Here is a 24,209-nt window from a genome sequence, read left to right on the forward strand (position 1 = left end):
GGAATGGACGCTCTCAAAACCGCTCAATACGCGCGCGCCCTCTACTCGGCGCATGGCGACAAGGCCGAGGCCGAAGCCGCCCAGAAAGCCCGCGAATTCGAAGCCGCCGGAAACGTGGAAGAGGCACAGAACTGGCAGGCCGTTCGCGCCTCGATCCGTCAGATGCGCGGCCCCAACCAGGGCTAAAGCTTGGGGTCGGGGTTCACGGTGTGCCCATCGACGGCGATGACCTGCCCCGACACCAGCCGTGCCGCATCCGAGGCCAGGAACACCGCCATCGCGGCAATGTCATGCGCTTCGACGAAGCGGCCCATCGAAGTACCCGCCGCATAGCCCTGATAGACCTGATCGCGGGTCATGCCCTTGGCGGTCGCTTCGCGCTGCAGCACGCCCTCCATCCGAGGGCCTTCCACCGCGCCGGGGCAGATGACGTTGCACCGCACGCCGTGCGGCCCCAGCTCCATCGCCAGGGTCTTGCCCAACCCGATCACCGCCCATTTCGCCGCTGCATAAGGCGCACGGTTGGGATAGCCGTACTGCCCGGCGGTCGAGGATGTGATCAGCACCACGCCGCGCCCCTGCCGTTTGAGCATCGGCGCCGCGTATTTCGCGCACAGAAACGCCCCGTCCAGATTGACGGAAATACATTTTTGCCAATCGCTTAGCGCCACATCTTCGACCAATGCGGTCGGCCCCGCGACCCCCGCATTCGCGCACAGAACGTCCAATCCGCCCCACTGCGCCGCGATCTCGTTGAAAAGCGCTGCAACGGCGGCCTCATCAGACACATCGACCTGCGACCGCCCCCAGTGATCCGGGCAGGCCTGTAGCGCAGCCGCGTCCACATCCGCCACCCAGACCTGCGCGCCGGCGGCGTCGAACGCTTCGGCCATCGCGCGCCCCACGCCCGAAGCCCCGGCGGTGATCAGAACCCGCCCCGTCATGCCGGTTTGCGGATGGCCGCCCCTGCGCCCTCGGGATAGGGCAACCCGGCCTGCGCTTCGGCGATGCGGGCCATTGCGGCTTCGATCTGCGGCGACGGCGCACAGGGCCGACGGGTTTCCAAGCTGACATGCAGCAGAAAGCTCTCGCCCGTGGCCAGCAGTTTGTCGCCCTCGTACATGCTGTGGAACAGGTGCAGCTTCTTGCCCTGCCCCAACAGCATCTGCGTGCGCACCTCGATTCTCGCCCCGGCATGGGCCTCGTCCAGATACCGGATGTGATTTTCAGCCGTGAAATAGCTGCCGCCCGAGGCGATGTAGTCGGTATCGCAGCCGATGATCTCCATGAAACGGTCGGTCGCTGCGGCAAAGGCCTCGAGATACCGCGCCTCGTTCATGTGACCGTTGTAATCGGTCCAGTCCAGCGGCACCGCGCGGGCCAGCGTCAGGATCGGCTGGCTCAGATCCGCCTGTTCCAGCGTCGGCAGGGCACCCGACTTCAGCAGCGCGTCATGCTGGTTCAGCACTGCCCCCGCGCCCCAGTCGCGCGCCTTCAGCGCCCGCATCATGCCCACCAGATTGTTGTCACGAATGCGCTCCAACTCGCGGATCGAGTGCATCCCCGATTGCGCGTCCGACTGGTCGGCGATCATATCGACCAAATCATCGGTGAACTCGGGCACATCCATCAGCTTGGTCCAGGGCCATTTCAGCGCCGGGCCGAACTGGGCCATGAAGTGCCGCATCCCGGCCTCGCCCCCGGCCACGCGATAGGTCTCGAACAGGCCCATCTGCGCCCAGCGGATGCCAAAGCCCATCCGGATCGCCTCGTCCACCTCCTCGGTCGTGGCCACGCCGTCCTTGACCAGCCACAGCGCCTCGCGCCAGACGGCCTCGAGGAACCGGTCGGCGATATGCGCGTCGATCTCCTTGCGGACCTGCAGCGGGAAAAAACCGACCGAGCGCAACACGTCCTTGGCCTGCGCTACCAGTTCGGGCGGGTTGACGGCCGAGGGCACCAATTCGACCAGCGGCAGCAGATAGACCGGGTTGAACGGGTGCGTCACCACGATCTGTTCGGGCCGCAGCGCGCCTTCCTGCAGCTCGGATGGTTTGAACCCGCTGGTCGAGGACCCGATGATCGCCCCCGGATCACAGGCCTCCTGTAGCCCATTGTAGACCTTCCGCTTCAGATCCAGACGCTCGGGCACGCTCTCCTGTATCCAAGTGGCCCCCTGCACCGCGTCGGCCATGTCGCCATGAAAGCTCAGCGCGCCTTCGGGCGGCAGCGGCACATCGCTCAGCCCGGGCAGCGACCGCCGCGCGTTGTCCAGGACCTCGCCGATCTTGCGCTCGGCCTCGGGGTCCGGGTCGAACACCCGTACATCCCAACCATTCAGCAGAAACCGCGCGGCCCATCCGCCGCCGATCACGCCACCACCGATGATCGCTGCCGTCTTCATCTTCTCTCCTTCGCCCCGAACGTCCAAGCCGCACCGGGGGCCATCGTTGTTCGACAGATTTTGTGAGGGTAGCCCCGCCCGTCAGGACGCCACAGGCGCCCGTTTGACCAATCCCAGCTTCTCGCGCACCTCGGCCGGGCCGATCACCCGCGCGCCCATGTTCTCGATGATCGTTCCGGCGCGCTCGACCAGTTGCCAGTTTTCGGCCAGCACCCCCTTGTCCAGCCACAGGTTGTCCTCGAGCCCCACGCGCACGTTGCCGCCCGCCAGAACCGAGGCCGCCACATAGGCCATCTGATGCCGCCCCAGCGAGAACGCGCTGAATGTCCAGTCGTTGGGCACGTTGTTCACCATCGCCATGAAGGTGTTCAGGTCATCCGGCGCGCCCCACGGCACGCCCATGCACAGCTGCACCAGCGCGTTCGGGGCCAGAACGCCCTCTTTCACCAGTTGCTTGGCAAACCACAGATGGCCGGTGTCAAAGGCCTCGATCTCGGGCTTCACGCCCAGATCAGTCATCATCTGCCCCATCGCCCGCAACGCGCCCGGCGTGTTGGTCATCACATAGTCGGCCTCGGCAAAGTTCATGGTGCCGCAATCCAGCGTGCAGATCTCGGGCAGACATTCGGCCACATGGGCCACGCGTTCCGACGCACCGATCATGTCGGTCCCCTCGGCCACGGGAAACGGAGCTTCGACCCCACCGAACACGATGTCACCGCCCATGCCGGCGGTCAGGTTCAGAACCACGTCCACCTCGGCGTCGCGGATGCGGTCGGTCACCTCGCGATACAGGTCCAGACGGCGGCTGGGCGCGCCGGTTTCGGGGTCGCGCACATGGCAATGCACCACCGCGGCCCCGGCCTTGGCCGCCGCGATGGCGCTTTCGGCGATCTGCTTGGGTGAACGCGGCACATGTGGGCTGCGATCCTGCGTCCCACCCGAGCCGGTCACGGCGCAGGTGATGAAGACTTCGCGGTTCATTTCCAAAGGCATGGTGTTATCCCCAGGTTATACCGGGCTTCGCCATGGGTTTTCCCCAGGCTTCTCCCCGGATTCCGATTTGCGTCTGGCCCCGACTCTGGCGCAGCCTTGACCAGACAACTTGCCAGAATGCGAATCAGACTTGATGAAATCCGCAAAAAACATCCTCCAGCCCGAGCACCGCGCGCTGAAAACCGCCGTTCTGGTGCTGGACGAGTGCAACACGCTCAGCTTCGCCTCGGCGGTGGACCCGATGCGCGCCGCCAACCGGCTGGCCGACCGCCCGGCCTTCGACTGGGACTACGTGACCGCCACGCCCGAGCCGGCGATGCTGACCAGCGCGCTGCAAGTGCCGGGCATCCCGCTGGCGCGTCTCGACCACTGTGACCTGATGATCGTGATCGCGGGGTTCAATCTGGTGCGCCACGCCACCCCCGGCCTGCTGGCCGGGCTGCGCCGCATCGCCAATACCGGTGCCACGATGGCGGGCATCGACGGAGGCCCCTGGCTGCTGGCCGAAGCGGGGCTGCTTGACGGTCACGCCGCCACCACCCATTGGGAGGATCTCGAGACCTTCGCCACCCGTTTCCCCGAAGTCGACGTGCGCCCCGACCGGTTCACCGTGTCCGGCAACCGCCTGACCTCGGGCGGCGCGATCCCCGCGGTCGAGATGATGCTGCATATCATCGCCGCACGCCACGGCGCCGGCTTCGCGGCCCGTGTCTCGGGCCTGTTCCTCTACGAAGGCGCCCCCGACCCCGGCAAACCGCAGAGCCGCACCGGCGCGCCGCATCGCCACAGCGCTCTGACTGCCCGCGCCAACGCGATCATGCAGGCCGCGCTGGACGATCCGCTGCCCCTGGCTGAGATCGCACAGGCCTTGGGAACCAGCCCGCGCACCCTGCAGCAGCAATTCCGCCTGCGCCTCAACACCACGCCACAGGACCACTATTTGCAACTGCGCCTGGCCGAAGCCCGCCGTCTGGTCACCGACACCGACATGGCGCTGATGGATGTGGCACTGGCCACGGGGTTCACGTCCCAATCCAGCTTTGCGCGCGCTTTCCGCACGGCGCATGGACTATCCGCCCGCGACCTCAGGCAGGACCGCACCCAGCCCACCCATCACTGACGGGCGAGCTTCATCTGGTCATAGATTTGGGGGGAGTTGGCCACGGCGACGGGCGCAGCGCCCCCATCCCTCAATACGGCATCGGATGCGCGCGATGGGCCGCGTTGATCTCGGCCATAACCTCATCGGACAGCACGACATCCCGCCCCTCCAGGATCCGCTCCAGCTGCGCCTGCGTGGTCGCGCCGAAGATGACCGAGGTCATGAATGGCCGCGCCTGGCACCAGGCCAGCGCCATGTGCACCGGGTCCAGCCCGTGTTTAGCGGCAATCGCCAGATAGGCTTCGACCGCGTCGAAAACCCGGTCGCCTTTGCGCCCGCCCATCTGCGGCACGATCGACATGCGCGATCCCTCGGGCACCGCCCCGCCCTGATACTTGCCGGTCAGAAATCCGGCGGCCAGTGGCGAGAAGGCCAACAGACCCACATCCTCATAGGCGCTCAACTCGGCCATGTCGGTGTCATACAGGCGGCACAGCAGGGAATACTCATTCTGGACCGAGGCCACCCGCGGCGCACCCATCTCTTCCGACAAGCGCAGCCACTGGGCGGTTCCCCAGGCGCTTTCGTTCGACAGGCCGAAGGCGCGGATATTGCCCTTGTCCACCTGCGACTGCAGCGCCTCGAGGCATTCGCGCATGTTGTCCAGAACCGCCTGCCTGTCGCCGCCCGAGGGGTCATAGTCCCAGTTCTGCCGGAACATGTAACTGCCTCGGTTGGGCCAGTGAAATTGGTACAGGTCGATGTAGTCGGTCTGCAGACGCCGCAACGATCCCTCGATGGCCCCGGGGATCGTGCTGGCCGAGATCGGTGCTCCGTCCCGCGCATGCGTGAAGCCGGCCCCCGAGTGCTTGGTCGCCAGAACATAGCTTCCGCGGCGGGCCGGATGTGCCGCATTCCAGTTGCCGATGATCTGCTCGGTCTTGCCCACGGTCTCCTTGGTGATCGGGTTGACCGGATACATCTCGGCGGCATCAAGGAAATTGATCCCGGCCGCCAGCGCCGTGTCGATCTGACGATGCGCATCCGCCTCGGGGGTCTGCGTGCCGAATGTCATGGTTCCGAGGCACAGGTCCGAGACCTGGATGCCCGTGCGGCCCAACGGTTTCATTTTCATCAATCAATCTCCTGTCGCGCGGATCGCCACGCCTGCAATCTGATTTCGGTCCCGTGTCAGCCGGATTCGGCCTTTTTCTCCCAGCGGCCGGATTCCTCCGACCAATACTGCGCCGCGCAACCCGCCGCGGTCAGCGTCTTCCATTGACCGCGCGCATGATCCACCGCGCTTGGATCGTTGCCATCGAACAGGATGCAAACCCGCTCCGAGGCGGTCACCTCATCCGGCGTCACCTCGGCCCCGTCCACCGCCATCAGGCAAGACGGGTTGTTGGCAGCGTCAGCCTCGGTGGTCAGCAGAATCGGCTGAACCGCGTCATGCGGCCCACCTGCCTGCCCATGCGGCAGAAACGCGTCTTCGGGGCCCAGCCAAAGCCTTTCGTCCAGCCAGTCCATCCGCGCAGGGTCAGTGCCTCGCACCGCAATCCGCCACCCGGCCTGCCGGGCCTTGTCCAGCAACACCGGCAATGTCTGCTCAAGTGGATGGCGGGTCAGGTGGTAGAAGTAGACGGCGCCCATCGACCTACTCGAAATTGTCCTGCACGAAACGGCTGAGCGCACGGACGCCCCAACCCGTGGCGCCCTTGGGCGCATAGGACGTTTCCGCCGCGACCGAGGCCACGCCCGCGATATCCAAATGGATCCAGGGTGTTTCTTCCTTGACGAAACGCTGCAGAAACTGCGCTGCGGTGATCGAACCGGCCGGCCGGCCGCCCACGTTCTTCATGTCCGCGATGCGCGACTTCAGCAGATCGTCATAAGCCTGCCCCAGCGGCATACGCCACGCGCCTTCATCCTCGGCCCGGGCCGCTTTGAGGAACGCGTCACAGAAGGTGTCGTTGTTGGAAAACACGCCTGCGTTTTCATGCCCCAGCCCGATGATGATGGCGCCGGTCAGGGTGGCCAGATCGATCATGCCGACCGGATTGAACCGCTCCTGCGCGTACCACATGACGTCACACAGCACCAAACGTCCCTCGGCATCGGTGTTGATGATCTCGACCGTATCGCCCTTCATCGACTTGACGACGTCGCCCGGCCGCGTGGCACTGCCCGAGGGCATGTTCTCGACGAGCCCGACCAGGCCCACGACATTGGCCTTGGCCTTACGCTTGGCCAATGCGCGCATGGTGCCCGCAACGACGCCTGCGCCGCCCATGTCCATGGTCATCTCTTCCATGCCCGCGGCCGGTTTGATCGAGATACCTCCAGTATCGAAAACGACCCCCTTGCCGACCAGAGCCAGCGGCGCGTCATCGGCATCGCCGCCATTCCACTGCATCACGACGACTTTCGAGGGGCTGTCCGAGCCTTGCCCGACGCTCAGCAGGGTCCGCATGCCCAACTCGGCCAGTTTGTCTTCGTCCAGCACCTCGACCTTCAGGCCCAACTCCTCCATCTCTTTCAGACGGTTGGCAAATTCGGTCGTCGTCAGGATGTTGGCGGGTTCGTTCGTCAGGTCGCGGGTCATGCGCACACCATCAGCCACTGCATAGAGCGGTGCGAAGGCGGCCTCGGCGTCTTCGGGCTTGGCGTGGCAGATGGTCACCGCGCCCTTTGCGTCATCGTCCTTGGTTTTGTGTGCGTCGAAATCATAGCTGCGCAGGGCAATGCCCAGGGCCAGTTCCTCGGTCCGGACCTGGTTGCCCGCCATGACCAGCAGGTCCTTGCCACCTGCCAGCTTGGCCAGCGCAGCACCGCCCTTGCGGGCTTCGTCCGGTTCGGGGCGGCGTGGCAGGACGAGAATGTCCAATGCCTCTGCCTCCATCCCGCCGGGCCAAGCCAACGAGATCACGTCGCCAGTCTTGACCTTGGCGAAACGGTCGCTTTCCACCAGCCGGGCCACGGCACCACGGGTCAGTCGGTTTGCGCGGCGCGCGGCGGGGTTCATCTTGCCATCGGCGGGAATGAGAATGGCCACCCGGCCTTGGGCCTGCGCCATCAGGTCCAGTTCGAAGGCTTGAAAACGGATCGGTACCAGACTGCTCATTTCTTGCTCCTGAAAAACTCTGCCCACAGACCTAGCCCGCGCCGCCGCCATTGACCAGATAGCAGTTTTCCCCGCCCGCCAATTGCATTAAGGTCGCGCCAAAATGACCGGCAGGCTCGGGGGAGAAAACTTGGCATCATTCGGCAGGCATAGGCCGTCGCGCATGTTTTTGTGCCTTGGCGATTCTGGCAACAGGCCTGCTGGACGCCACGTGCCGGGGATGCGGCCGTGATTCTGGACCGGTACTTCGCCCGCCGCTTTTTGCAGAGCTTTCTGGTGATTGGGGCCATCTTCCTGACACTGATGATCCTGATCGACCTGATCGAACAGGCCCGTCGGTTCAATGACGCCGACCTGTCATTTGGCCAGGTTCTGCAGCTGACGCTGTTGAACACACCCGCTGCGATCAGCGAGATGCTGCCGCTGTTGATGATCCTGTCGACCATTGCCCTATTTGTCGGACTCGCACGCAGCTCGGAGTTGGTGGTGACCCGGGCGATCGGCCGCTCGGGTATCCGCGCGCTGTTGGCACCGGTCCTTCTGGCGCTGATAATCGGAACTCTGGCGGTGGCCCTGCTGAACCCGATTGCGGCGGCCACGTCCGAGCAGTACCGGCATTTCTCGGATCTATACAAAAACGGCGGCAGTTCCGCCCTCTCGATCAGCCGCGATGGGCTTTGGCTGCGTCAGGGCTCGCCGCAGGGCCAATCGGTGATCCATGCCCGCGCATCGACCAACGACGCCGAGCTTGAATTGATCGACGTGACCATCATCACGTTTTCGCCCGAAGGTCTTCCGACCCGTCAAATCATCGCCGACGGCGCTCGCCTCGACGACGGGGCCTGGATCCTGCGCAACACCAAGGAATGGCCCCTGTCCAACGACACCAACCCCGAGACCCATGCCGTCACGCATGAGACCCTGCGGCTGCCCACTTCGCTGACCCGTCAGCGCATCCTTGAAACCTTGGGCCAACAGGACAGCGTCTCGGTCTATGACCTGCCCCAACTGATCCGTGACCTGCGCGAGGCGGGCTTTTCGACCAAGCAATACGAGGTTTGGCTGCAGGTGCAGCTGGCGCGCCCATTCTTCCTGATCTCGATGGTGTTGATCGGCGCGGCTTTCACCATGCGGCATGTGCGGTTCGGCGGCACCGGCGTCGCCGTGCTGACGGCTGTTCTTCTGGGGTTCGGCGTATACTTCGTGCGCAATTTCGCTCAGATTTTGGGAGAGAACGGCCAATTGCCGATTGTGATTGCGGCCTGGGCACCACCGTTTGCGGCCATTTTGCTGTCGCTCGGCCTTCTGCTGCACGCGGAGGACGGTTGATGCGGCGCCTTCTGCCCCTTCTTTTGTCCAGTGCCGTGTTCTTTTCCGGTCCGGGGCTGGCATTGGCCCAGACCTCGGAGACCACTACGCCCGCGTCTGACACGGCACAACCGCAGGATCAGCCTGCCCTGCTGGTGGCCGACCGGATCTTCATCACCCCGGATCGCAAACTGGTGGCCGAGGGCAATATCGAAGCCTTTCAGGGCGACGTCAAACTGTCCGCACAGCGCGTGGTGTTCGACCGCGAGTCGGGCGAACTGACGCTGGAAGGTCCGATACGGATCGATCAGGGCGGACGCTCGACCGTCCTTGCGGACTCAGCGCAACTGGATGACGGCATCCAGAACGGGTTGTTGACCGGCGCACGGCTGGTGTTCGATCAGCAGGTGCAGATCGCGTCGGTTCAGGCGACCCGTGCGGCAGGACGCTACACGCAGTTCAGCAAGGTCTCGGCCACGTCTTGCCATGTCTGCGCCGACGGTCGGCCGCCCCTCTGGCAGATCCGGGCCCGCAAGGTCACGCATGATCAGCTCGAACGGCAGTTGTATTTCGAGGGCGCCCAGTTCCGCATTCTGGATGTGCCGGTTTTCTACTTTCCAACCCTGCGGCTGCCGGACCCGACACTGGACAGGGCAACCGGATTTCTGGTGCCGTCAATCCGCACGACCTCGCAGTTGGGTACCGGCGTCAAGACGCCGTATTTCTTCAAACTGGGCGATCACAGGGATCTGACGCTGACCCCCTACCTGTCGTCCAAGACCACGACGCTTGGCTATCGCTACCGGCAGGCCTTCAAGAACGGCCGCATCCAGTTTGAAGGGGCCTATACCCGCGACGATGTCCAGCAGGAGCAGGATCGGGGCTATTTCTTTGCGAATGGCTGGTTCAATCTTCCGAACGACTTCCGGCTCACCTTTGACGTCCAGACCGCATCGGACGACTCATACTTGGCAGACTATGGGCTGCCTGACTATGACCGCCTGCGCAGCGAGATCGCGCTTGAGCGCATCAAACGCGACACGGCGTTTCGGACCAGCTTCATTCACTACAAGACCCTGCGCGACAGCGAAGAACAGGATGAGATCCCGTCGCAGGTCTTCGATCTGTTCTACCAGAAACGCTATTTCCCCGCGTCCGCTGTCGGCGGTGAGGTGCGGTTGGGCTTCGTCACGCACACCCACACCCGGACCAGCGACGAGGATACCATCGGGCGCGATGTGGCCCGCGCCACATTCGACGCCCAGTGGCTGCGCAGCTGGACCTTTGCCTCCGGGCTGCGCGCGGATGCTGAACTGGGGGCTTCAGTCGACACGTTCGACATTCGCAACGACAGCGCCTACCCCGACCAGATCACCCGGTCGACCCCGCGTGCGGCTTTGACACTTCGCTATCCGATGACCCGGCGCGAAGCCTCTGGCGCGACCCAGTTTCTTGAGCCGATCGCGCAGTTTGGCTGGACCCATGTTTCGGACACCGATGTGCCCGATGACGAAAGCACCTTCCAGGAATTTGACCAGGGCAACCTGTTGTCCCTGTCGCGCTTTCCGGCCGAGGACCGACGCGAAGACGGCACGACCGCGGTCGTGGGCGTGAACTGGGCTCGGTATGCCCCGGGCGGTTGGCGGGCATTGGCCACGGTCGGCCAGGTCTTCCGCTCAACCGCCGATCCGAACTTCACCGCTACGTCCGGCCTGCAGGGAACTTCGTCCGACCTGCTGCTGGCGGGGCAGATCAAGACGAACAATGGCCTGACGCTGGCCGCACGCGGATTGATGGATGGCGATTTCAGCTTTACCAAGGCTGAATTGCGCGGAACCTGGGCCAACGAGGGGACCCAACTGGGCGGAAGCTATATCTGGCAGCAGCCGGACCCGGCCGAAAACCTTGACATGGAAACATCCGAGATACGGTTGACCGCACGTCAACGACTGGATGAAAACTGGAGAGCCAACGCCCTGGCCCGCTATGATCTGGCAGAATCCGAACCGCTGCGGCTGGGCTTGGGTGTGACGTATGAAAATGAATGTGTGCAGGTTAACATGTCCGTCAGCCGGCGATATACTTCGACATCAAGTATTGAGCCTTCGACGGAATTCGGCTTTACCGTTGCACTGACAGGATACGCCGTTGAAGGCGGGGGCAAGAAGTATAAAAGAAAATGCAGCTGATTTCAGGTTTTTCCAGGTTCTTTCGTTCCCGTTGGCTGACGGCATTTGCGCCCGGCCTCGCGGTCGCCATGCTGGCAGTTGCGCCTCAGCAAGCCCCCGCGCAAAGCTTGTTTTCACCGGCGATCCGCGTGAATCAGGATATCGTCACTTGGTACGAACTGGATCAGCGCCAGCGGTTTCTCGAAATTCTGGGTATCCCCGGCAGCTCGGAGGCCGAAGTCCGCAAGGCGCTGATCGACGAACGCCTGCGCAAACAGGCGATGCGCGAAGCCGGTATCCAGCCCACACCCGAAGACATTCAGGTTGCGATCGACGAATTCGCTTCGCGTGGTCAGCTGACCCCGGATCAATTCCTGAAGGCGCTGGCTGACGCGGGTATCGACCGGGAAACCGTGCGGGATTACGTATCCAGTCAGCTGGCATGGCGCGACTATGTCAGCGCCCGCTTTATCTCTCAGGCCCGTCCGACGGACGACGAGATCGACCGTGCAATGGGTCAGACCGGCGGTGGCGGTCTCCAGGTTTTGCTGTCCGAAATCATCATCCCCGTGAATGCGCAGACCTTGGCACAGGCCGAGGCCTTGGCCGACGAGATCGCCCGTGTCGAAACCATCGATGCGTTTTCGGCCGCCGCCACGCAGTACTCGGCAGCGCCGACACGCGAAAATGGCGGACGCCTGGACTGGTTGAACGTCAGCAACCTGCCTCCGGCGCTGCAACCGGTTATCCTTGGCCTGAAGAATGGCGAGGTCACGGCCCCGCTGAGCCTGCCCAACGCCGTAGCCCTGTTCCAGATGCGCGGCCTGCGAGAAGTGGCCGCCAGCACGCCGCGGTTCTCCAAGATCGACTATGCGGCCTATTACCTGCCTGGCGGACTCAGCCCCGAAACACTGCAAACAGCCGCCGAACTGAAGGAAACGGTGGATACCTGCGACGACCTGTACGGCATCGCCAAGGGGCAACCGCCCGAGGTACTCGACCGGGTCTCGGCAAGTCCGTCCGAAATCCCGCGCGACATCGCGCTGGAACTCGCCAAGCTGGACCCAAACGAGGTGTCGACCTCTCTGACCCGAAACAACGGCCAGACGCTGGTGTTCCTCATGCTGTGCAATCGGACGCGCGATCTGGGTGAGGACACGTCGCGCGAGGACGTGGCCAACGCGCTGACGCAGCAACGCCTGCAGGCATTCGCCAACAGCCTCGTCGAACAACTGCGCGCCGACGCCACCATCATCGAGCAATGACCGCGCCCATCGCGCTCAGCTGCGGAGAACCTTCGGGCATCGGTCCGGAGATCGCCGCCAAGGCTTGGACCGCATTGCGCGACAGCTGCCCATTCTTTTACATCGGCGACGCCGGTCACCTGCCCGACGACATCCCCACGACCGAGATCGTAGACCCGGCCCAAGTGGCTGACATCTGCGCAGAGGCGCTGCCGGTGTTGCCGCTGACCTTTCCGGCCCCGAACCTGCCCGGCCACCCCGATCCAGCCAATGCGCCTTCGGTGATAGACGCCATCGAAACCGGCGTGTCACTGGTGCAATCGGGCGCGGCCTCGGCCCTCTGCACGGCACCGATCCACAAGAAGGCCCTGATCGACGGCGCCGATTTCGCCTATCCTGGCCATACCGAATTTCTGGCGGCGCTGGCAGGCCGTTCCCGCGTGGTGATGATGCTGGCCAGCGAGCAACTCCGCGTGGTGCCCGCCACGATCCACATCCCGCTGTCGCAAGTGCCCTCGCGGCTCACGCCCGACCTGCTGCGCGACACGATCGCGATCACCGCCGACGGCCTGCGCCGCCAATTCGGCATCCCGAATCCTCGCATCGCGGTGGCCGGGCTCAACCCCCATGCCGGCGAAGGCGGCAAGATGGGCCGCGAGGAACTGGACTGGATCGCCCCTCTGCTGGCCGATCTCACCCCCGACGGTTACACCGTCACTGGCCCACACCCGGCCGACACGATGTTCCACGCCGCCGCGCGCGCTCGCTACGATGCCGCCATCGCCATGTATCACGATCAGGCGCTGATCCCGATCAAGACGCTCGATTTCGACCATGGCGTGAACGTTACCCTGGGCCTGCCCTTCATCCGCACCTCGCCCGACCACGGCACCGCGCTCGACATCGCCGGGAAAGGCATCGCCAACCCCACCAGCCTGATCGAGGCGCTGAAACTCGCCCAACGCATGGCACAAAGCACTTGATCCTTCAACTGGCGCCAAATATCCCCGCCGAAGGCAAAAATTCTCTGGCGCGCCGCCTGCACCCTGCGCCACGGTAACCGGATCATGAGCGCAATCGACACCCTCCCCCCGCTGCGCGAGGTCATCGCCAAGCACCAGCTCTCGGCCCGCAAGTCGCTGGGCCAGAACTTCCTGCTCGATCTCAACCTGACGGCCAAGATCGCCCGGCAGGCCGGCGACCTGAGCCAATGCGACGTGCTGGAGATCGGTCCCGGCCCCGGAGGCCTGACCCGCGGTTTGCTGGCCGAAGGTGCGCGCAAGGTGGTGGCGGTGGAAAAAGACACCCGCTGCATCGCCGCACTTCAGGAAATCGCTACCGCCTATCCCGGGCGGCTCGAGGTCATCAATGGCGACGCTCTAGAAATCGATCCGCTCGAACACTTGACGCCGCCCATCCGCGTGGCGGCCAATCTGCCCTACAATGTGGGCACGGAACTGCTGGTGCGCTGGCTGACCCCGCCGGAATGGCCACCCTTCTGGCAGAGCCTGACCCTGATGTTCCAGCGCGAGGTGGCCGAGCGCATCGTGGCGCAGCCCGGCACCAAGGCTTATGGGCGGCTGGCGATCCTGGCCCAGTGGCGGGCCGAGGCGCGCATCGCCATGTCCCTGCCCCCCGGTGCGTTCACGCCGCCGCCCAAGGTCAGCAGCGCCGTGGTCCACCTGACCGCCCTGCCCGAACCGCGCTTTCCGGCCGATGCCGGTATTCTGTCACGTGTCGTGGCCGCCGCGTTCAATCAGCGCCGCAAGATGCTGCGCGCCTCGCTCAAGGGGATGGCCCCCGATATCGAGGACCGCCTGACCGCCGCCGGCATCAAGCCGACCGACCGTGCCGAGCAGATATCGCTCGAAGCGTTCTGCGCGCTGGCGCGTGAGATACAAAAAACCTGATCCCGAACGAAAACGGCCCCGGACATCTCTGACCGGGGCCTTTGAACTCTGTGCGCAACCGCTATGGCTTATTCGGCAGCCTCTGGTGCATCACCGCCGCCTTGGGGGGCCTGCTCTTCTACGGCCTTGGGCTTGCGTGCGCGCGGTCTCCGGGCAGGTTTGTCCTTGCGCTCGGCCGCTTCGGCCTTGGCGCCCGCGCTTTCGGGCGTCTCGACAAGCCCGGATTCAGGAGTATCCGAATCGGCGTTCAGATCAACGATGTCCGGCTGCGGAGCCTCGGCCGGGTCCGCCTGGCGTGCGGCTTCACGTTCCTGCCGTTCCGCCCGCTCCCGATCGCGCTCGGCCTGACGCTCGCGGTTCTGGCGTTCCTGCTCTTCCCGACGCGCTTCCATTTCGCGTTGCGCCTCGCTCAGCAGGCGCAGGTAATGCTCGGCATGTTGCTGAAAGTTTTCGGCAGCGACGCGGTCATTGGCCAGCTGTGCATCGCGCGCCAGCTGGTTGTACTTGTCAATGATCTGCTGCGGCGTGCCGCGCACCTTGCCCTCGGGCCCCGAGCTGTCGAAAACCCGGTTAACGACGTTTCCACCAGAGGGACGATTGCGGTTGTTCTTTGCCCGCGAGCGGGATTTGGAGGATCTCATCTTACTGTACGTCAGCCTTGTCTTGCACTGTCGATCCACCCGTATTCTGCGCTGCTCTGTGGCCTGTGCCGTCACGGGATGTCGACTTTTTTGGGCTTGGCGTCAGGGGTGCGCCGAAGGGGCGTCAACCGCGCTGACTACTCTGAGTAAGCATGTCCTGACGGCGCAGACAAGGGGTTAATACACCAAATGCCGGGTTTTTTACCCCGACCGGCGTAAATCGGCCTCAGAATCCGCGGCTAGCCCGGCATTCTGGCGCCCACCACCCGGTCCCGCCCGTCCAGATCAGGAACCACACGGATATCCGCCAGCCCCGCTGCGTCGAACAACGCGCCGACCGCCTGCGCCTGTGTCGGGCCGATTTCCACCAGAAGCCGTCCGCCGGGCACAAGGTGATCAGGGGCGCCGGCCGCAATCCGGCGATAGGCGTCCAGCCCGTCCGCTTCATCCGTCAAGGCCAGGCGCGGCTCGTGCTCGCGCACTTCGGGCGACAGCCCATCCATCTCATCCAGCGCGATATAGGGCGGATTGGAAACGATCAGTTCGAAATGGCCGCCAATGTTTCCAAACCAGTCCGAGCGCTGGATTTCCGCCCGATCCTGCACCCCGTGGGCCACCGCATTGGCGCTGGCCTGCAGGCAGGCGGCCTCGCTCAGGTCGACGCCCAGCCCGGTTGCGCTGCTGCGTTCCGCCAGCAAGGTGATCAGGATGCAGCCCGAGCCGACGCCCAGGTCCAGTACGCGGTCAAACGGCTGGCTAAGGGCCGCTTCGATCAGCGCTTCGGTTTCGGGGCGCGGGTCCAGAACGTCGCGGCTGACACGGAAGCGTCGGCCGTAGAATTCACGCTCGCCCAGCAGATGGGAAACAGGCACCCGGATCGCGCGCAGCGACACCAGTTGCTCATAACGTTCGGCGATCTCGGGCGAGAGCTCTTCGGGCGCAATCAGGGTCACGCGGCTGGCCTCGATCCGGGCGGCATGGGCCAGCAGAACCCGGGCGTCCCGCGCCGGGTCGTCCACACCTGCGGCCCGCAGGCGCGCGGTGGCGGCCACCATGGCCTGTGCCGCTGTCAGCGCCGCGATCATTGCGCCATCTCCGCCAACAGGCGCGCCTGATCGTCGGCGGTCAGCGCGTCGATCACCTCGTCCAGGTCGCCCTGCATGATCTGATCGAGCTTGTAGAGCGTCAGGTTGATCCGGTGATCGGTCATCCGGCCCTGCGGGAAATTATAGGTCCGGATGCGCTCGGATCGGTCGCCCGACCCCACCTGGCTGGCCCGGTCGGCCGAGCGTTCGCTGTCGATCCGCTGACGTTCGAGGTCATAGAGACGCGTCTTGAGCACCTGCATCGCGATCTCGCGGTTGCGGTGCTGTGACTTCTCGGAACTGGTCACCACGATCCCCGTCGGCAGGTGGGTGATCCGTACCGCCGAGTCGGTGGTGTTAACATGCTGCCCGCCTGCACCCGAGCTGCGCATCGTGTCGATGCGAATGTCATTCGGGTCGATCTGGATGTCCACGTCCTCGGCCTCGGGCAGAACCGCCACAGTCGCCGCCGACGTGTGGATGCGCCCGCCGCTCTCGGTCTCGGGCACGCGTTGCACGCGGTGCACGCCGGATTCGTATTTCAGCCGCGCAAAGACGTTGTCGCCCTTGATGTGGGCCACCACTTCCTTGATGCCGCCCAACTCGGTCTGCTGTTCCTCGATGATCTCGAACTGCCAGCCGCGGGCCTCGGCATAGCGCTGATACATCCGCAGCAGGTCGCCCGCGAACAGCGCCGCCTCGTCGCCGCCGGTGCCGGGGCGGATCTCCAGCATCGCCGGCCGCGCATCGGCCGCGTCCTTGGGCAGCAGCGCCAGTTGCAGCGCATGCTCGGCCTCGGGGATGCGCGCCTTGAGCTGCGGGATCTCCTCCTCGGCCAGCTCTTTCATGTCGGGGTCGTCCAGCATCGCCTCGGCCTCGGCCAGATCGGCCCGCAGCTGGCGCCACGCTGCGATCTGTTCGACCACCGGCTTGAGGTCGGAATATTCCTTGGCCAAAGCCGCGATATCGCCGCCCGAGGCGCCATCAGACATGGCCGCTTCGAGGTACTGGAATCGCTGGGTGATCTGTTCAAGACGTTCTTCGGGGATCATTGGGGCGGTGTCTATCATCCGACGGCTTTGGTCAAGGCCCCGGCTTGTGCTAAGCTATGCGCATGAAACGGATCATTGCCCTGCTGATTGTCTGCGCAACGCCCGGTCTGGCCGATGTCATCGGCCCCGGTGGCAAAGTGCAGGATTGCTATTGCACCGACACGTCCGGCAGCCGCGTCGAACTGGGCGAGATGGTCTGCCTGCAGGTCGATGGCCGCATGTTCATGGCTCAGTGCCAGATGTCGCTGAACGTGCCGATGTGGCGCGAGGTGTCAGAGGGGTGCCTGTCTTCAGGACTGCAGAGCCGCCAGCCAACCGTCGACCCGAGTGCGGTTGACGTCGAAATCCCGTCGGCCAAATCGTAACCGTCCATAGATGCGCAGTGTGTCGCCCTCCTGCTGGGCGGTGGTGTAGTCGGGAAAGCCGAACACCCGACTGCGGGTGACATAGGTGATCAGGCCCGCATCCACCGATCCGGCCAGCACCGTCGTACGCGGCGTCGCCCGCGCCACTTGGTCCAGCCGCGCGAGGCCGTCCGGTCCGGTCTGCACCGCGCGGATCACGCCTCCGGGCAGGTCACGACCTGCCTCGGCCACGACCTGCACATGCCAGCGCGCGGGATCGGACGGTGCCAGCCGCACATAAAGGCCAAGCCCGACAACCGCGGCGACAACCAACCAAAGAACCATGCGTTTCATTCCATTCAGACCTTCCGGCAGAACCCTAGCCGCCCCTAGGTACGGGGCAAGACCTGCCGGCCCCGCCTACCGTGACGTCACACCGGGCAGGATGCACAGCAGCTCGAACAGCAGGTTGGCCGCCGTCAGCGCGGTGTTGCCCGACGGGTCATAGGGCGGTGAGACCTCGACCAGGTCGCAGCCCACCACGTTCATGCCCCCCAGCGCGTGGATCAGCTGCAGCGCCTGCGGCGTGGTCAGTCCGCCGATCTCGGGCGTGCCGGTGCCGGGGGCATAGGCCGGGTCCAAGCTGTCGATGTCGTAGGTGACATAAACCGGATGCTCGCCGATTTCCTTGCGGATCAACGCCCCGATCTGGGTCAGGTTTTGTTGCCACAACTCCCACGCAGGAAACTGCCGGAACCCCCAGCCCTTGGCCTCGGTGAAATCGCTGGCCGCATAGCCTGAGCCGCGGATACCGACCTGAAAGGTCTTGTCGGGCACGATCAGCCCCTCTTCATACGCGCGGCGGAAGACGGTTCCGTGGGTTTCGCGCTCGCCGAACATCTCGTCATTCACGTCGGCATGGGCGTCCACATGGACCAGGGCAACGGGCCCGTGTTTCGCGGCAACGGCCCGCAGAATTGGCAGGGTGATCGAATGATCGCCCCCCATCGCCACCGGGATCACGCCCTGCGCCAGGATCGCGTCATAGCTTTCCTTGATGATCCGCAGGCTGTCGGCTAGCGAGAAGGTGTTGATCGCCAGATCTCCGATATCGGCGATCTGGAGGCTGTCGAAAGGCGCGGCGAAGGTGGCCATGTTGTAGGGCCGGATCATCGCGCTTTCGGCGCGGATCTGCTTGGGGCCGAACCGGGTACCCGACCGCCATGAGGTTCCGATATCCATCGGCACGCCCAGCACCGCCACGTCCAGCCCCGCCAGAGAATCCGCCGCAGGCAACCGCATGAAGGTGTTGGGCCCGGAAAACCGCGCCAGATCATTGCCGCTGATGGGTTGGTTGAATTGGCTCATGGCGTGCGCGCCCCCTGTCCCGTTGCTTCACCTGATACCGGCCATAGCAAAACCATGGCTAACCAATGGTTAAAACCGCCCGTCTTTCGCCAGTTTGTTCCATCCCAGCAGGCAGATGATCTGGGTCGCCACATGCGCCCCCGCGATCGCCGTGGCCCCCGATGTATCAAACGGCGGAGACACCTCGACCACGTCGCCGCCCTTGATGTTGATCCCGGCGATGTCGCGCAGGATGATCTGCGCCTGGATCGAGCTGAGCCCACCCCAGACCGGCGTGCCGGTTCCGGGGGCAAAGGCCGGGTCCAGCCCGTCGATGTCAAAGCTCAGATAGACCGGGCTGTCGCCCAAAATGCCCTTGATCTTCTGCGACACGGCGGCGGGGCCGGATTCATAGACCTCGCGCGCGTCGATGATGTTGACGCCCAGCGTGTCCTCGTTGGTGGTGCGGATCCCCACCTGGACAGAGCGTTTCGGATCCACGATCCCCGACTTCACCGCCTTGTAGAACATGGTGCCGTGGTCCACCCGGCTCATGTCGTCATCGGCCCAGGTGTCGGTATGGGCGTCGAACTGCAACAGCGACATCGGGCCGTATTTCTCGGCATAGGCCTTGAGGATCGGAAAGCTGATATAGTGGTCGCCCCCCAGCGTGACCGAGGCCACATCCGCCGCCAGAATGGTGCGGATATGATTGGTCAGCGTGTCGGGAAAGGCGGGAATGTTGGCATAATCATAGGCCATGTCGCCATAGTCGATGATCGCCAGCTCGCTGAGCGCATCGAAGGGCCAGCCATAGGGCGCATCGGGCGATTGCAGGGCGCTGGCCTCACGGATCGCGCGCGGGCCCAGACGGGTGCCGGGGCGATTGGTCACCGCCTGATCAAACGGCACGCCGGTCACGGCGATATCCACGCCTTTCAGGTTCTTGGTGTAGAGCCGCCGTAGAAAGGACGTGGCCCCGCCAAAGGTGTTTTCATAGCTCAACCCCTTCAGGTCGGGGTTGGTAAAGGCCTCATCGACCTGGTTTTTTGCGTCTTCCAATGCCATTTTGGCCCGTTTCCTCCCTGGTATTGACCGGACCGTCAGGTCAACGGCTGCGCCTTTTCGACGATGCGCGCAAAGAACGAGGCACCCACCGGTGCGATCTCGTCGTTGAAATTGTACTTGGGGTGGTGCAACCCCGGCCCGTCGCCCTGCCCCAGGAACAGATAGGCGCCCGGGCGTTCCTGCAGCATGTACGAGAAATCTTCGGCCCCCATCTCGCGGCCCGAATTGGCGATCACCCGATCGGCGCCCGAGACCTCGCGCGCCACCTCGGCGGCGAAACCGGTCTTGTCCGCATCGTTGACCGTGGCCGGATAGCCGACGACATAGTCCAGCGTCGCCGTGACCCCGTAGGAAGCCGCCTGCCCCTGCACGATTTCCTCAAGCCGGGTCATCACCATCTTCTGCACCGCCGGATCGAAAGTGCGGACGGTGCCGTTCAGATAGGCGGTGTCGGGGATCACGTTGTTCACGGTCCCGGTGTGGATCTGGGTGACCGAGATCACCAGATCGTCCAGCGCATAGTGGTTGCGGCTGACGATGGTCTGGATCGCCTGGGCGATTCCGCAGGCGGCCATGACCGGGTCGCGCGTCTCGTGCGGCATGGCACCGTGGCCACCCACGCCCTGAATGTGGATGTCGAACGTATCGACCGCCGCCATGATCGGCCCGGGCGTGGTATAGAACGCGCCCTCGGCAAAGCCCGGCGCATTGTGCAGGGCATAGACCTGAGCGATGTCGAACCGGTCCATCACACCCTCTTTGACCATGATATCGGCACCGCCGCCCTCTTCCTCGGCGGGTTGGAACAGCAACGCCACCCGGCCCCGGAAATTCCGCGTCTCGGCAAGGTACCGCGCCGCGCCCAGCAGCATAGTGGTGTGCCCGTCATGCCCGCAAGCATGCATCATGCCCGGTGTCTTCGAGGCATAGTCCACACCCGTTTCCTCAGCGATCGGCAGCGCATCCATGTCGGCGCGCAGCCCGATCGTGGGGCCATCGCCCTGCCCGGTGATGATCGCCACGATCCCTGTCTGCGCGATCCCTTCGTGCAATTCGTCCACGCCGAATTCACGCAGCCGCTCGGCCACGAAGGCGGCGGTCTCGTGGCAGTCGAACTCCAGTTCCGGGATCGTGTGCAGGTGCTGGCGCCATTCGGCCATGTCGGCGGCGTAATCGGCAATGCGGTTGACGACGGGCATCGGGGGTGGACTCCTGATCCAAGCTGCGGGATGGATGCATCTGACACCGGAACAAGGGGCTTCGCAATGGCTGAAAATCCACTGATCCACGATACCGACGCCGGAATCGAGCGGCTGCTGGAGATCATGCGCCGCCTGCGCGACCCGGAAACCGGCTGCCCGTGGGACATCGAACAGGATTTCGCCACCATCGCCCCCTACACGATCGAAGAGGCCTATGAGGTCGCCGACGCCATCGAACGCCAGGCCTGGGACGAGCTCAAGGGCGAGCTGGGCGACCTGCTGTTCCAGTCGGTCTTTCATGCGCAGATGGCCGAAGAGGCCGGGCATTTCACTTTTCAGGACGTGGTGCGCACCATGTCCGACAAGATGGTGGCCCGCCACCCGCATGTCTTCGGCGACGAATCCCGCGACAAGTCTGCCGAACAACAGACCCGCGACTGGGAGGCGATCAAGGCCGCCGAGCGCGCCGGAAAGGAACAGAAAGGCGCGCTGGACGGTGTCGCCGCCAACCTGCCCGCCTTGCTGCGCGCCTACAAGCTGCAGAAACGCGCCGCACGGGTGGGGTTTGACTGGCCCGATGTCAGCCATGTGCTGGACAAGATCACCGAAGAAGCCGCCGAACTGACAGAGGCGCGCAACCAGATGGACGCCGACGCGCTCGAGGACGAGTTCGGCGACCTGCTGTTCGTGATCGTCAATCTCGGCCGCCATATGGGCATCGAGCCCGAGGCCGCGCTGCGCCGCACCAACGCCAAGTTCACCCGCCGGTTCGAACAGGTCGAAGCCCGGCTGGCCGCACGTGGCAAGACGCCGTCAGACAGCACGCTGGAAGAGATGGACGCCCTGTGGGACGCGGTGAAAACCGAAGAACACCGCGCCAACGGCAAACTCCCGCCGCTCAAGGCCGCAAGCGACGCCTGAAACCGCTGGACAAGCCGGGCCGCGCTTGCCAGTGTCCGCCCTTCAAGACCCCGGAGGCCCTATGACCGCGCGCAAGATCATCATCGACACCGACCCCGGACAGGACGACGCCGTCGCCATCCTGCTGGCCCTGGCCAGCCCCGACGAGATCGAGGTTCTGGGCATAACCGCCGTCGCCGGCAACGTGCCGCTGGAGCTGACTGCAAAGAATGCGCGCATCGTCTGCGAACTGGCCGGGCGCACGGACATTCCGGTCTTTGCCGGGTGCGACCGCCCGTTGAAACGTCCTCTGATCACCGCCGAGCACGTGCATGGCAAGACCGGGCTGGACGGCCCCGTCCTGCCTGACCCGCAGATGCCGTTGGCCGAGGGGCATGGCGTCGATTTCATCATCGACACGCTGCGCGCGCAGGATTCCGGCACCGTCACCCTCTGCCCGCTGGGGCCGCTGACAAACATCGCCACGGCTTTTCAGAAGGCGCCCGACATTGTTGAGCGCGTGCAGGAAATCGTGCTGATGGGTGGCGCTTACTTCGAAGTCGGAAACATCACACCCACCGCCGAATTCAACATTCATGTCGACCCCGAGGCCGCTGATATCGTGTTCAAATCCGGCGTTCCGATCGTGGTGATGCCGCTGGACGTGACGCACAAGGCGCTGGTTACCAAACCGCGCAACGACGCCTTCCGCGCCCTTGGCACCAAGGTTGGAATCGCAGTGGCCGAGATGACCGATTTCTTCGAACGTTTCGACAAGGAAAAATACGGAAGCGAGGGCGCGCCCCTGCACGATCCCTGCGTGACCGCCTATCTGATCCGCCCCGAATTGTTCTCGGGCCGACACGTCAACGTCGAGATCGAAACCCAGTCGGACCTCACACTTGGCATGACCGTCGCCGACTGGTGGGGCGTCACCGACCGCAAGCCCAATGCGCTGTTCATCGGCGACGTGGATGCCGACGGGTTCTTTGCCCTGCTGACCGAACGGCTGGCGCGGCTATGAGTGCCGCCCTGCGCCTTGCCCGCCCCGAGGACCTTGATCGCCTGATGGGCCTGGTCGCGGCCTTTCACGCTGAGGCCGGGATCGAACAGGACCCCGACCAAAGGCGCGATGCGCTGACGCCGCTGCTGGAAGGCATCCCGCATGGCTGCATCTATCTGATCGGCCCTTCGCGCGCGCCGTTGGGCTACATCATCCTAACCTTCGGTTGGTCGGTCGAGTTCGGGGGGATGGACGGGTTCGTGGACGAAATCTACATCCGGCCTGCAATTCGCGGCCGCGGAATTGCCACCGAGGTTCTATTGGACTTGCCCAAAGCGCTGGCCGGTGCCGGCCTGACGGCCCTGCATCTGGAAGTGGATCGAACCAACGAGGCCGCGCAGAAACTTTACCTGCGGACCGGTTTCAAACCGCGCGACCGTTACATGTTGATGAGCAAAAAGCTCTAGCGTGACTCACCGCGGAAGATCAGCCCGGGATTGTAGTACATCTCTTGCACCGGATCGTTCTGCGACACCGGCTCGCCGGTGATCGGGTAGGTGTCAGGCCCTGCGCAGGCCGCCAGAACCCCGACGGAAAGCACGGAAATAACGAGAAGGATTCTTGAAGCGGACATCACGTTCTCCTTTTCTGCAGTACCGTCAAGCTACGCCCGACAACGTCGCACTTGTAGGAACAAGTTCACACATAATCACATTTATGTTTGCATTTTTTCTCCCTGCCTGCCCCAAACTCGGGGGTAAAGGGAGATTACCCTGCAATTCCATCGGGTTCGGCGGCGTCGCCCGTCAGTGACATTTCGAAGAATAACAGCTGGCCCTGGGCGATCTCGGGTATATCCGAATAGGCATCGCGCAGCTTGAACCCCAGCGACAGATACAGCCGAGTCGCCGCTTCCAGCGGTTTTCCGGTGTCCATCCGGATCATCTCAAACCCGTCCTTGCGGCACTGAGTGATCAGCGCCTGCATGATCGCACACCCCGCACCAGTGCCCCGAGCGCCATCGGTCACGAATACGCGCTTGATCTCGGCGATACCCGGACCGATCGTCTGAAACATCCCGCAGCCCACCGCCTGCCCGTCCAGCATCGCCAGCCGCGTCCCGCCCTTGGGCGGCATATGCTCGACCTCGATGGCGGACAGAACGGCTGCATATTTCTCGGGTGGATAGAACGTGTTCACGACCTGTCGCGACCGTTCATCCAGCGTCAGCAGATAGGCGTGATATTCCCAACACAAACGCCGGACAGCATCGAACTGGTCCGGCGTTTCTGGTTCAACGATAATTAGCAT

At 64.2% G+C, this 24,209-nt stretch carries 26 protein-coding genes; 11 read left to right on the forward strand and 15 right to left on the reverse strand.

What is annotated here, in order from left to right; all coding sequences use genetic code 11:
* Window positions 1-3: 3 nt before the first annotated feature.
* The gene (locus ACR0IR_RS07085; protein WP_093962276.1) at window positions 4-186 is read left to right on the forward strand and encodes a hypothetical protein; all 183 of its coding nucleotides are present in this window, start codon (window positions 4-6) and stop codon (window positions 184-186) included.
* On the opposite strand, the gene ACR0IR_RS07090 is transcribed toward ACR0IR_RS07085, so the two are convergent.
* The 3 genes from ACR0IR_RS07090 to bcoG form a co-directional block, all read right to left on the reverse strand.
* Window positions 183-944 (reverse strand): SDR family oxidoreductase, encoded by a 762-nt coding sequence (locus tag ACR0IR_RS07090; protein ID WP_170363324.1) that lies wholly within the window; start codon window positions 942-944, stop codon window positions 183-185. The two genes, ACR0IR_RS07085 and ACR0IR_RS07090, sit on opposite strands and share 4 nt — an antisense overlap.
* A complete protein-coding gene (locus ACR0IR_RS07095; protein ID WP_170363323.1) occupies window positions 941-2,404 on the reverse strand; it encodes a carnitine 3-dehydrogenase in 1,464 nt (487 codons plus the stop codon). Before ACR0IR_RS07095 ends, ACR0IR_RS07090 begins: the two co-directional genes overlap by 4 nt.
* An 81-nt stretch (window positions 2,405-2,485) precedes the next feature.
* Entirely contained in the window at window positions 2,486-3,400 is a 915-nt protein-coding gene (gene bcoG / locus ACR0IR_RS07100; protein ID WP_170363322.1) for a 3-dehydrocarnitine:acetyl-CoA trimethylamine transferase BcoG, read from the reverse strand.
* Between the two features lie 133 nt (window positions 3,401-3,533).
* On the opposite strand from bcoG, the gene ACR0IR_RS07105 reads away from it, so the two are divergent.
* On the forward strand, window positions 3,534-4,520 hold the full coding sequence (locus tag ACR0IR_RS07105; RefSeq protein WP_170363321.1) for a GlxA family transcriptional regulator: 987 nt from the start codon (window positions 3,534-3,536) through the stop codon (window positions 4,518-4,520).
* A 70-nt stretch (window positions 4,521-4,590) separates the two neighbouring features.
* On the opposite strand, the gene ACR0IR_RS07110 is transcribed toward ACR0IR_RS07105, so the two are convergent.
* The 3 genes from ACR0IR_RS07110 to ACR0IR_RS07120 are packed head-to-tail and all read right to left on the reverse strand — an operon-like array spanning window position 4,591 to window position 7,626.
* Entirely contained in the window at window positions 4,591-5,637 is a 1,047-nt protein-coding gene (locus ACR0IR_RS07110) for an aldo/keto reductase (RefSeq protein ID WP_170363320.1), read from the reverse strand.
* A gap of 56 nt (window positions 5,638-5,693) precedes the next feature.
* Window positions 5,694-6,155: a DNA polymerase III subunit chi gene (locus ACR0IR_RS07115; protein ID WP_170358951.1), complete on the reverse strand. Its 462-nt coding sequence runs from the start codon at window positions 6,153-6,155 to the stop codon at window positions 5,694-5,696.
* A gap of 4 nt (window positions 6,156-6,159) precedes the next feature.
* A complete protein-coding gene (locus ACR0IR_RS07120; protein ID WP_093962283.1) occupies window positions 6,160-7,626 on the reverse strand; it encodes a leucyl aminopeptidase in 1,467 nt (488 codons plus the stop codon).
* Between the two features lie 228 nt (window positions 7,627-7,854).
* Here ACR0IR_RS07120 and lptG point away from each other — a divergent pair, with 228 nt between their 5' ends.
* The 5 genes from lptG (at window position 7,855) to rsmA (ending at window position 14,256) form a co-directional block, all read left to right on the forward strand.
* On the forward strand, window positions 7,855-8,955 hold the full coding sequence (lptG, locus tag ACR0IR_RS07125; RefSeq protein ID WP_170363319.1) for an LPS export ABC transporter permease LptG: 1,101 nt from the start codon (window positions 7,855-7,857) through the stop codon (window positions 8,953-8,955).
* Window positions 8,955-11,123, forward strand: a complete 2,169-nt coding sequence (locus ACR0IR_RS07130) for an LPS-assembly protein LptD (protein WP_170363318.1) — start codon at window positions 8,955-8,957, stop codon at window positions 11,121-11,123. Before lptG ends, ACR0IR_RS07130 begins: the two co-directional genes overlap by 1 nt.
* Window positions 11,114-12,367, forward strand: a complete 1,254-nt coding sequence (locus tag ACR0IR_RS07135) for a peptidylprolyl isomerase (protein ID WP_170363317.1) — start codon at window positions 11,114-11,116, stop codon at window positions 12,365-12,367. The genes ACR0IR_RS07130 and ACR0IR_RS07135 overlap by 10 nt, the downstream gene beginning before the upstream one ends.
* Window positions 12,364-13,329 (forward strand): 4-hydroxythreonine-4-phosphate dehydrogenase PdxA, encoded by a 966-nt coding sequence (gene pdxA / locus ACR0IR_RS07140; RefSeq protein WP_170363316.1) that lies wholly within the window; start codon window positions 12,364-12,366, stop codon window positions 13,327-13,329. Before ACR0IR_RS07135 ends, pdxA begins: the two co-directional genes overlap by 4 nt.
* Before the next feature lie 84 nt (window positions 13,330-13,413).
* The gene (gene rsmA / locus ACR0IR_RS07145) at window positions 13,414-14,256 is read left to right on the forward strand and encodes a 16S rRNA (adenine(1518)-N(6)/adenine(1519)-N(6))-dimethyltransferase RsmA (protein ID WP_170363315.1); all 843 of its coding nucleotides are present in this window, start codon (window positions 13,414-13,416) and stop codon (window positions 14,254-14,256) included.
* A 68-nt stretch (window positions 14,257-14,324) separates the two neighbouring features.
* On the opposite strand, the gene ACR0IR_RS07150 is transcribed toward rsmA, so the two are convergent.
* The 3 genes from ACR0IR_RS07150 to prfA all read right to left on the reverse strand — a co-directional run bounded on the left by ACR0IR_RS07150 (window position 14,325) and on the right by prfA (window position 17,034).
* Entirely contained in the window at window positions 14,325-14,897 is a 573-nt protein-coding gene (locus ACR0IR_RS07150) for a DUF4167 domain-containing protein (RefSeq protein WP_170338278.1), read from the reverse strand.
* A gap of 239 nt (window positions 14,898-15,136) precedes the next feature.
* Complete coding sequence (prmC, locus tag ACR0IR_RS07155; RefSeq protein ID WP_170363314.1) at window positions 15,137-15,982, reverse strand: peptide chain release factor N(5)-glutamine methyltransferase; 846 nt, start codon at window positions 15,980-15,982, stop codon at window positions 15,137-15,139.
* A complete protein-coding gene (gene prfA, locus ACR0IR_RS07160; protein WP_170363313.1) occupies window positions 15,979-17,034 on the reverse strand; it encodes a peptide chain release factor 1 in 1,056 nt (351 codons plus the stop codon). The genes prmC and prfA overlap by 4 nt, the downstream gene beginning before the upstream one ends.
* Before the next feature lie 62 nt (window positions 17,035-17,096).
* On the opposite strand from prfA, the gene ACR0IR_RS07165 reads away from it, so the two are divergent.
* Window positions 17,097-17,399, forward strand: a complete 303-nt coding sequence (locus ACR0IR_RS07165) for a hypothetical protein (protein ID WP_260063104.1) — start codon at window positions 17,097-17,099, stop codon at window positions 17,397-17,399.
* On the opposite strand, the gene ACR0IR_RS07170 is transcribed toward ACR0IR_RS07165, so the two are convergent.
* The 4 genes from ACR0IR_RS07170 to ACR0IR_RS07185 form a co-directional block, all read right to left on the reverse strand.
* Window positions 17,325-17,732 carry a DUF1499 domain-containing protein gene (locus tag ACR0IR_RS07170; protein ID WP_170363311.1) on the reverse strand — a complete coding sequence of 136 codons (408 nt, stop codon included), beginning with the start codon at window positions 17,730-17,732 and terminating at the stop codon, window positions 17,325-17,327. The genes ACR0IR_RS07165 and ACR0IR_RS07170 overlap by 75 nt on opposite strands.
* A 66-nt stretch (window positions 17,733-17,798) precedes the next feature.
* Window positions 17,799-18,746: an agmatinase gene (gene speB, locus ACR0IR_RS07175; RefSeq protein ID WP_170363310.1), complete on the reverse strand. Its 948-nt coding sequence runs from the start codon at window positions 18,744-18,746 to the stop codon at window positions 17,799-17,801.
* A gap of 69 nt (window positions 18,747-18,815) precedes the next feature.
* Window positions 18,816-19,793, reverse strand: a complete 978-nt coding sequence (gene speB / locus ACR0IR_RS07180; RefSeq protein ID WP_170363309.1) for an agmatinase — start codon at window positions 19,791-19,793, stop codon at window positions 18,816-18,818.
* A 35-nt stretch (window positions 19,794-19,828) separates the two neighbouring features.
* A complete protein-coding gene (locus tag ACR0IR_RS07185) occupies window positions 19,829-20,992 on the reverse strand; it encodes a M20 aminoacylase family protein (RefSeq protein WP_170363308.1) in 1,164 nt (387 codons plus the stop codon).
* Between the two features lie 66 nt (window positions 20,993-21,058).
* Between ACR0IR_RS07185 and mazG the strand changes: the two genes are divergently transcribed.
* From mazG to ACR0IR_RS07200, 3 genes are all read left to right on the forward strand, one after another.
* Entirely contained in the window at window positions 21,059-21,916 is an 858-nt protein-coding gene (gene mazG / locus ACR0IR_RS07190) for a nucleoside triphosphate pyrophosphohydrolase (RefSeq protein WP_170363307.1), read from the forward strand.
* 61 nt (window positions 21,917-21,977) lie between these two features.
* The gene (locus ACR0IR_RS07195) at window positions 21,978-22,919 is read left to right on the forward strand and encodes a nucleoside hydrolase (RefSeq protein ID WP_170363306.1); all 942 of its coding nucleotides are present in this window, start codon (window positions 21,978-21,980) and stop codon (window positions 22,917-22,919) included.
* Window positions 22,916-23,365, forward strand: a complete 450-nt coding sequence (locus tag ACR0IR_RS07200) for a GNAT family N-acetyltransferase (RefSeq protein WP_170358922.1) — start codon at window positions 22,916-22,918, stop codon at window positions 23,363-23,365. The genes ACR0IR_RS07195 and ACR0IR_RS07200 overlap by 4 nt, the downstream gene beginning before the upstream one ends.
* Here the strand turns inward: ACR0IR_RS07200 and ACR0IR_RS07205 are convergent.
* Both ACR0IR_RS07205 and ACR0IR_RS07210 read right to left on the reverse strand, forming a co-directional pair.
* Window positions 23,362-23,532: a hypothetical protein gene (locus ACR0IR_RS07205; protein WP_170338259.1), complete on the reverse strand. Its 171-nt coding sequence runs from the start codon at window positions 23,530-23,532 to the stop codon at window positions 23,362-23,364. The genes ACR0IR_RS07200 and ACR0IR_RS07205 overlap by 4 nt on opposite strands.
* Window positions 23,533-23,666: 134 nt before the next feature.
* Window positions 23,667-24,209 (reverse strand): GNAT family N-acetyltransferase, encoded by a 543-nt coding sequence (locus ACR0IR_RS07210; protein WP_170363305.1) that lies wholly within the window; start codon window positions 24,207-24,209, stop codon window positions 23,667-23,669.

The sequence above is a fragment of the Ruegeria sp. CF2 genome (assembly GCF_056537385.1).

What these genes read in the sequence shown, in the direction of transcription:
- rsmA (WP_170363315.1), top strand. Translation starts at nt 13,414, where the DNA reads ATGAGCGCAATCGACACCCTCCCCCCGCTGCGCGAGGTCATCGCCAAG.
- mazG (WP_170363307.1), top strand. Translation starts at nt 21,059, where the DNA reads ATGGCTGAAAATCCACTGATCCACGATACCGACGCCGGAATCGAGCGG.
- ACR0IR_RS07115 (WP_170358951.1), bottom strand. Translation starts at nt 6,155, where the DNA reads ATGGGCGCCGTCTACTTCTACCACCTGACCCGCCATCCACTTGAGCAG.
- prfA (WP_170363313.1), bottom strand. Translation starts at nt 17,034, where the DNA reads ATGATCCCCGAAGAACGTCTTGAACAGATCACCCAGCGATTCCAGTAC.
- ACR0IR_RS07135 (WP_170363317.1), top strand. Translation starts at nt 11,114, where the DNA reads ATGCAGCTGATTTCAGGTTTTTCCAGGTTCTTTCGTTCCCGTTGGCTG.
- ACR0IR_RS07120 (WP_093962283.1), bottom strand. Translation starts at nt 7,626, where the DNA reads ATGAGCAGTCTGGTACCGATCCGTTTTCAAGCCTTCGAACTGGACCTG.
- speB (WP_170363310.1), bottom strand. Translation starts at nt 18,746, where the DNA reads ATGAGCCAATTCAACCAACCCATCAGCGGCAATGATCTGGCGCGGTTT.
- ACR0IR_RS07205 (WP_170338259.1), bottom strand. Translation starts at nt 23,532, where the DNA reads ATGTCCGCTTCAAGAATCCTTCTCGTTATTTCCGTGCTTTCCGTCGGG.
- ACR0IR_RS07200 (WP_170358922.1), top strand. Translation starts at nt 22,916, where the DNA reads ATGAGTGCCGCCCTGCGCCTTGCCCGCCCCGAGGACCTTGATCGCCTG.
- ACR0IR_RS07095 (WP_170363323.1), bottom strand. Translation starts at nt 2,404, where the DNA reads ATGAAGACGGCAGCGATCATCGGTGGTGGCGTGATCGGCGGCGGATGG.
- ACR0IR_RS07130 (WP_170363318.1), top strand. Translation starts at nt 8,955, where the DNA reads ATGCGGCGCCTTCTGCCCCTTCTTTTGTCCAGTGCCGTGTTCTTTTCC.
- ACR0IR_RS07170 (WP_170363311.1), bottom strand. Translation starts at nt 17,732, where the DNA reads ATGAAACGCATGGTTCTTTGGTTGGTTGTCGCCGCGGTTGTCGGGCTT.
- ACR0IR_RS07165 (WP_260063104.1), top strand. Translation starts at nt 17,097, where the DNA reads ATGAAACGGATCATTGCCCTGCTGATTGTCTGCGCAACGCCCGGTCTG.
- bcoG (WP_170363322.1), bottom strand. Translation starts at nt 3,400, where the DNA reads ATGCCTTTGGAAATGAACCGCGAAGTCTTCATCACCTGCGCCGTGACC.
- ACR0IR_RS07210 (WP_170363305.1), bottom strand. Translation starts at nt 24,209, where the DNA reads ATGCTAATTATCGTTGAACCAGAAACGCCGGACCAGTTCGATGCTGTC.
- prmC (WP_170363314.1), bottom strand. Translation starts at nt 15,982, where the DNA reads ATGATCGCGGCGCTGACAGCGGCACAGGCCATGGTGGCCGCCACCGCG.
- ACR0IR_RS07085 (WP_093962276.1), top strand. Translation starts at nt 4, where the DNA reads ATGGACGCTCTCAAAACCGCTCAATACGCGCGCGCCCTCTACTCGGCG.
- ACR0IR_RS07185 (WP_170363308.1), bottom strand. Translation starts at nt 20,992, where the DNA reads ATGCCCGTCGTCAACCGCATTGCCGATTACGCCGCCGACATGGCCGAA.
- ACR0IR_RS07195 (WP_170363306.1), top strand. Translation starts at nt 21,978, where the DNA reads ATGACCGCGCGCAAGATCATCATCGACACCGACCCCGGACAGGACGAC.
- ACR0IR_RS07105 (WP_170363321.1), top strand. Translation starts at nt 3,534, where the DNA reads ATGAAATCCGCAAAAAACATCCTCCAGCCCGAGCACCGCGCGCTGAAA.
- ACR0IR_RS07110 (WP_170363320.1), bottom strand. Translation starts at nt 5,637, where the DNA reads ATGAAAATGAAACCGTTGGGCCGCACGGGCATCCAGGTCTCGGACCTG.
- ACR0IR_RS07090 (WP_170363324.1), bottom strand. Translation starts at nt 944, where the DNA reads ATGACGGGGCGGGTTCTGATCACCGCCGGGGCTTCGGGCGTGGGGCGC.
- ACR0IR_RS07150 (WP_170338278.1), bottom strand. Translation starts at nt 14,897, where the DNA reads ATGAGATCCTCCAAATCCCGCTCGCGGGCAAAGAACAACCGCAATCGT.
- pdxA (WP_170363316.1), top strand. Translation starts at nt 12,364, where the DNA reads ATGACCGCGCCCATCGCGCTCAGCTGCGGAGAACCTTCGGGCATCGGT.
- speB (WP_170363309.1), bottom strand. Translation starts at nt 19,793, where the DNA reads ATGGCATTGGAAGACGCAAAAAACCAGGTCGATGAGGCCTTTACCAAC.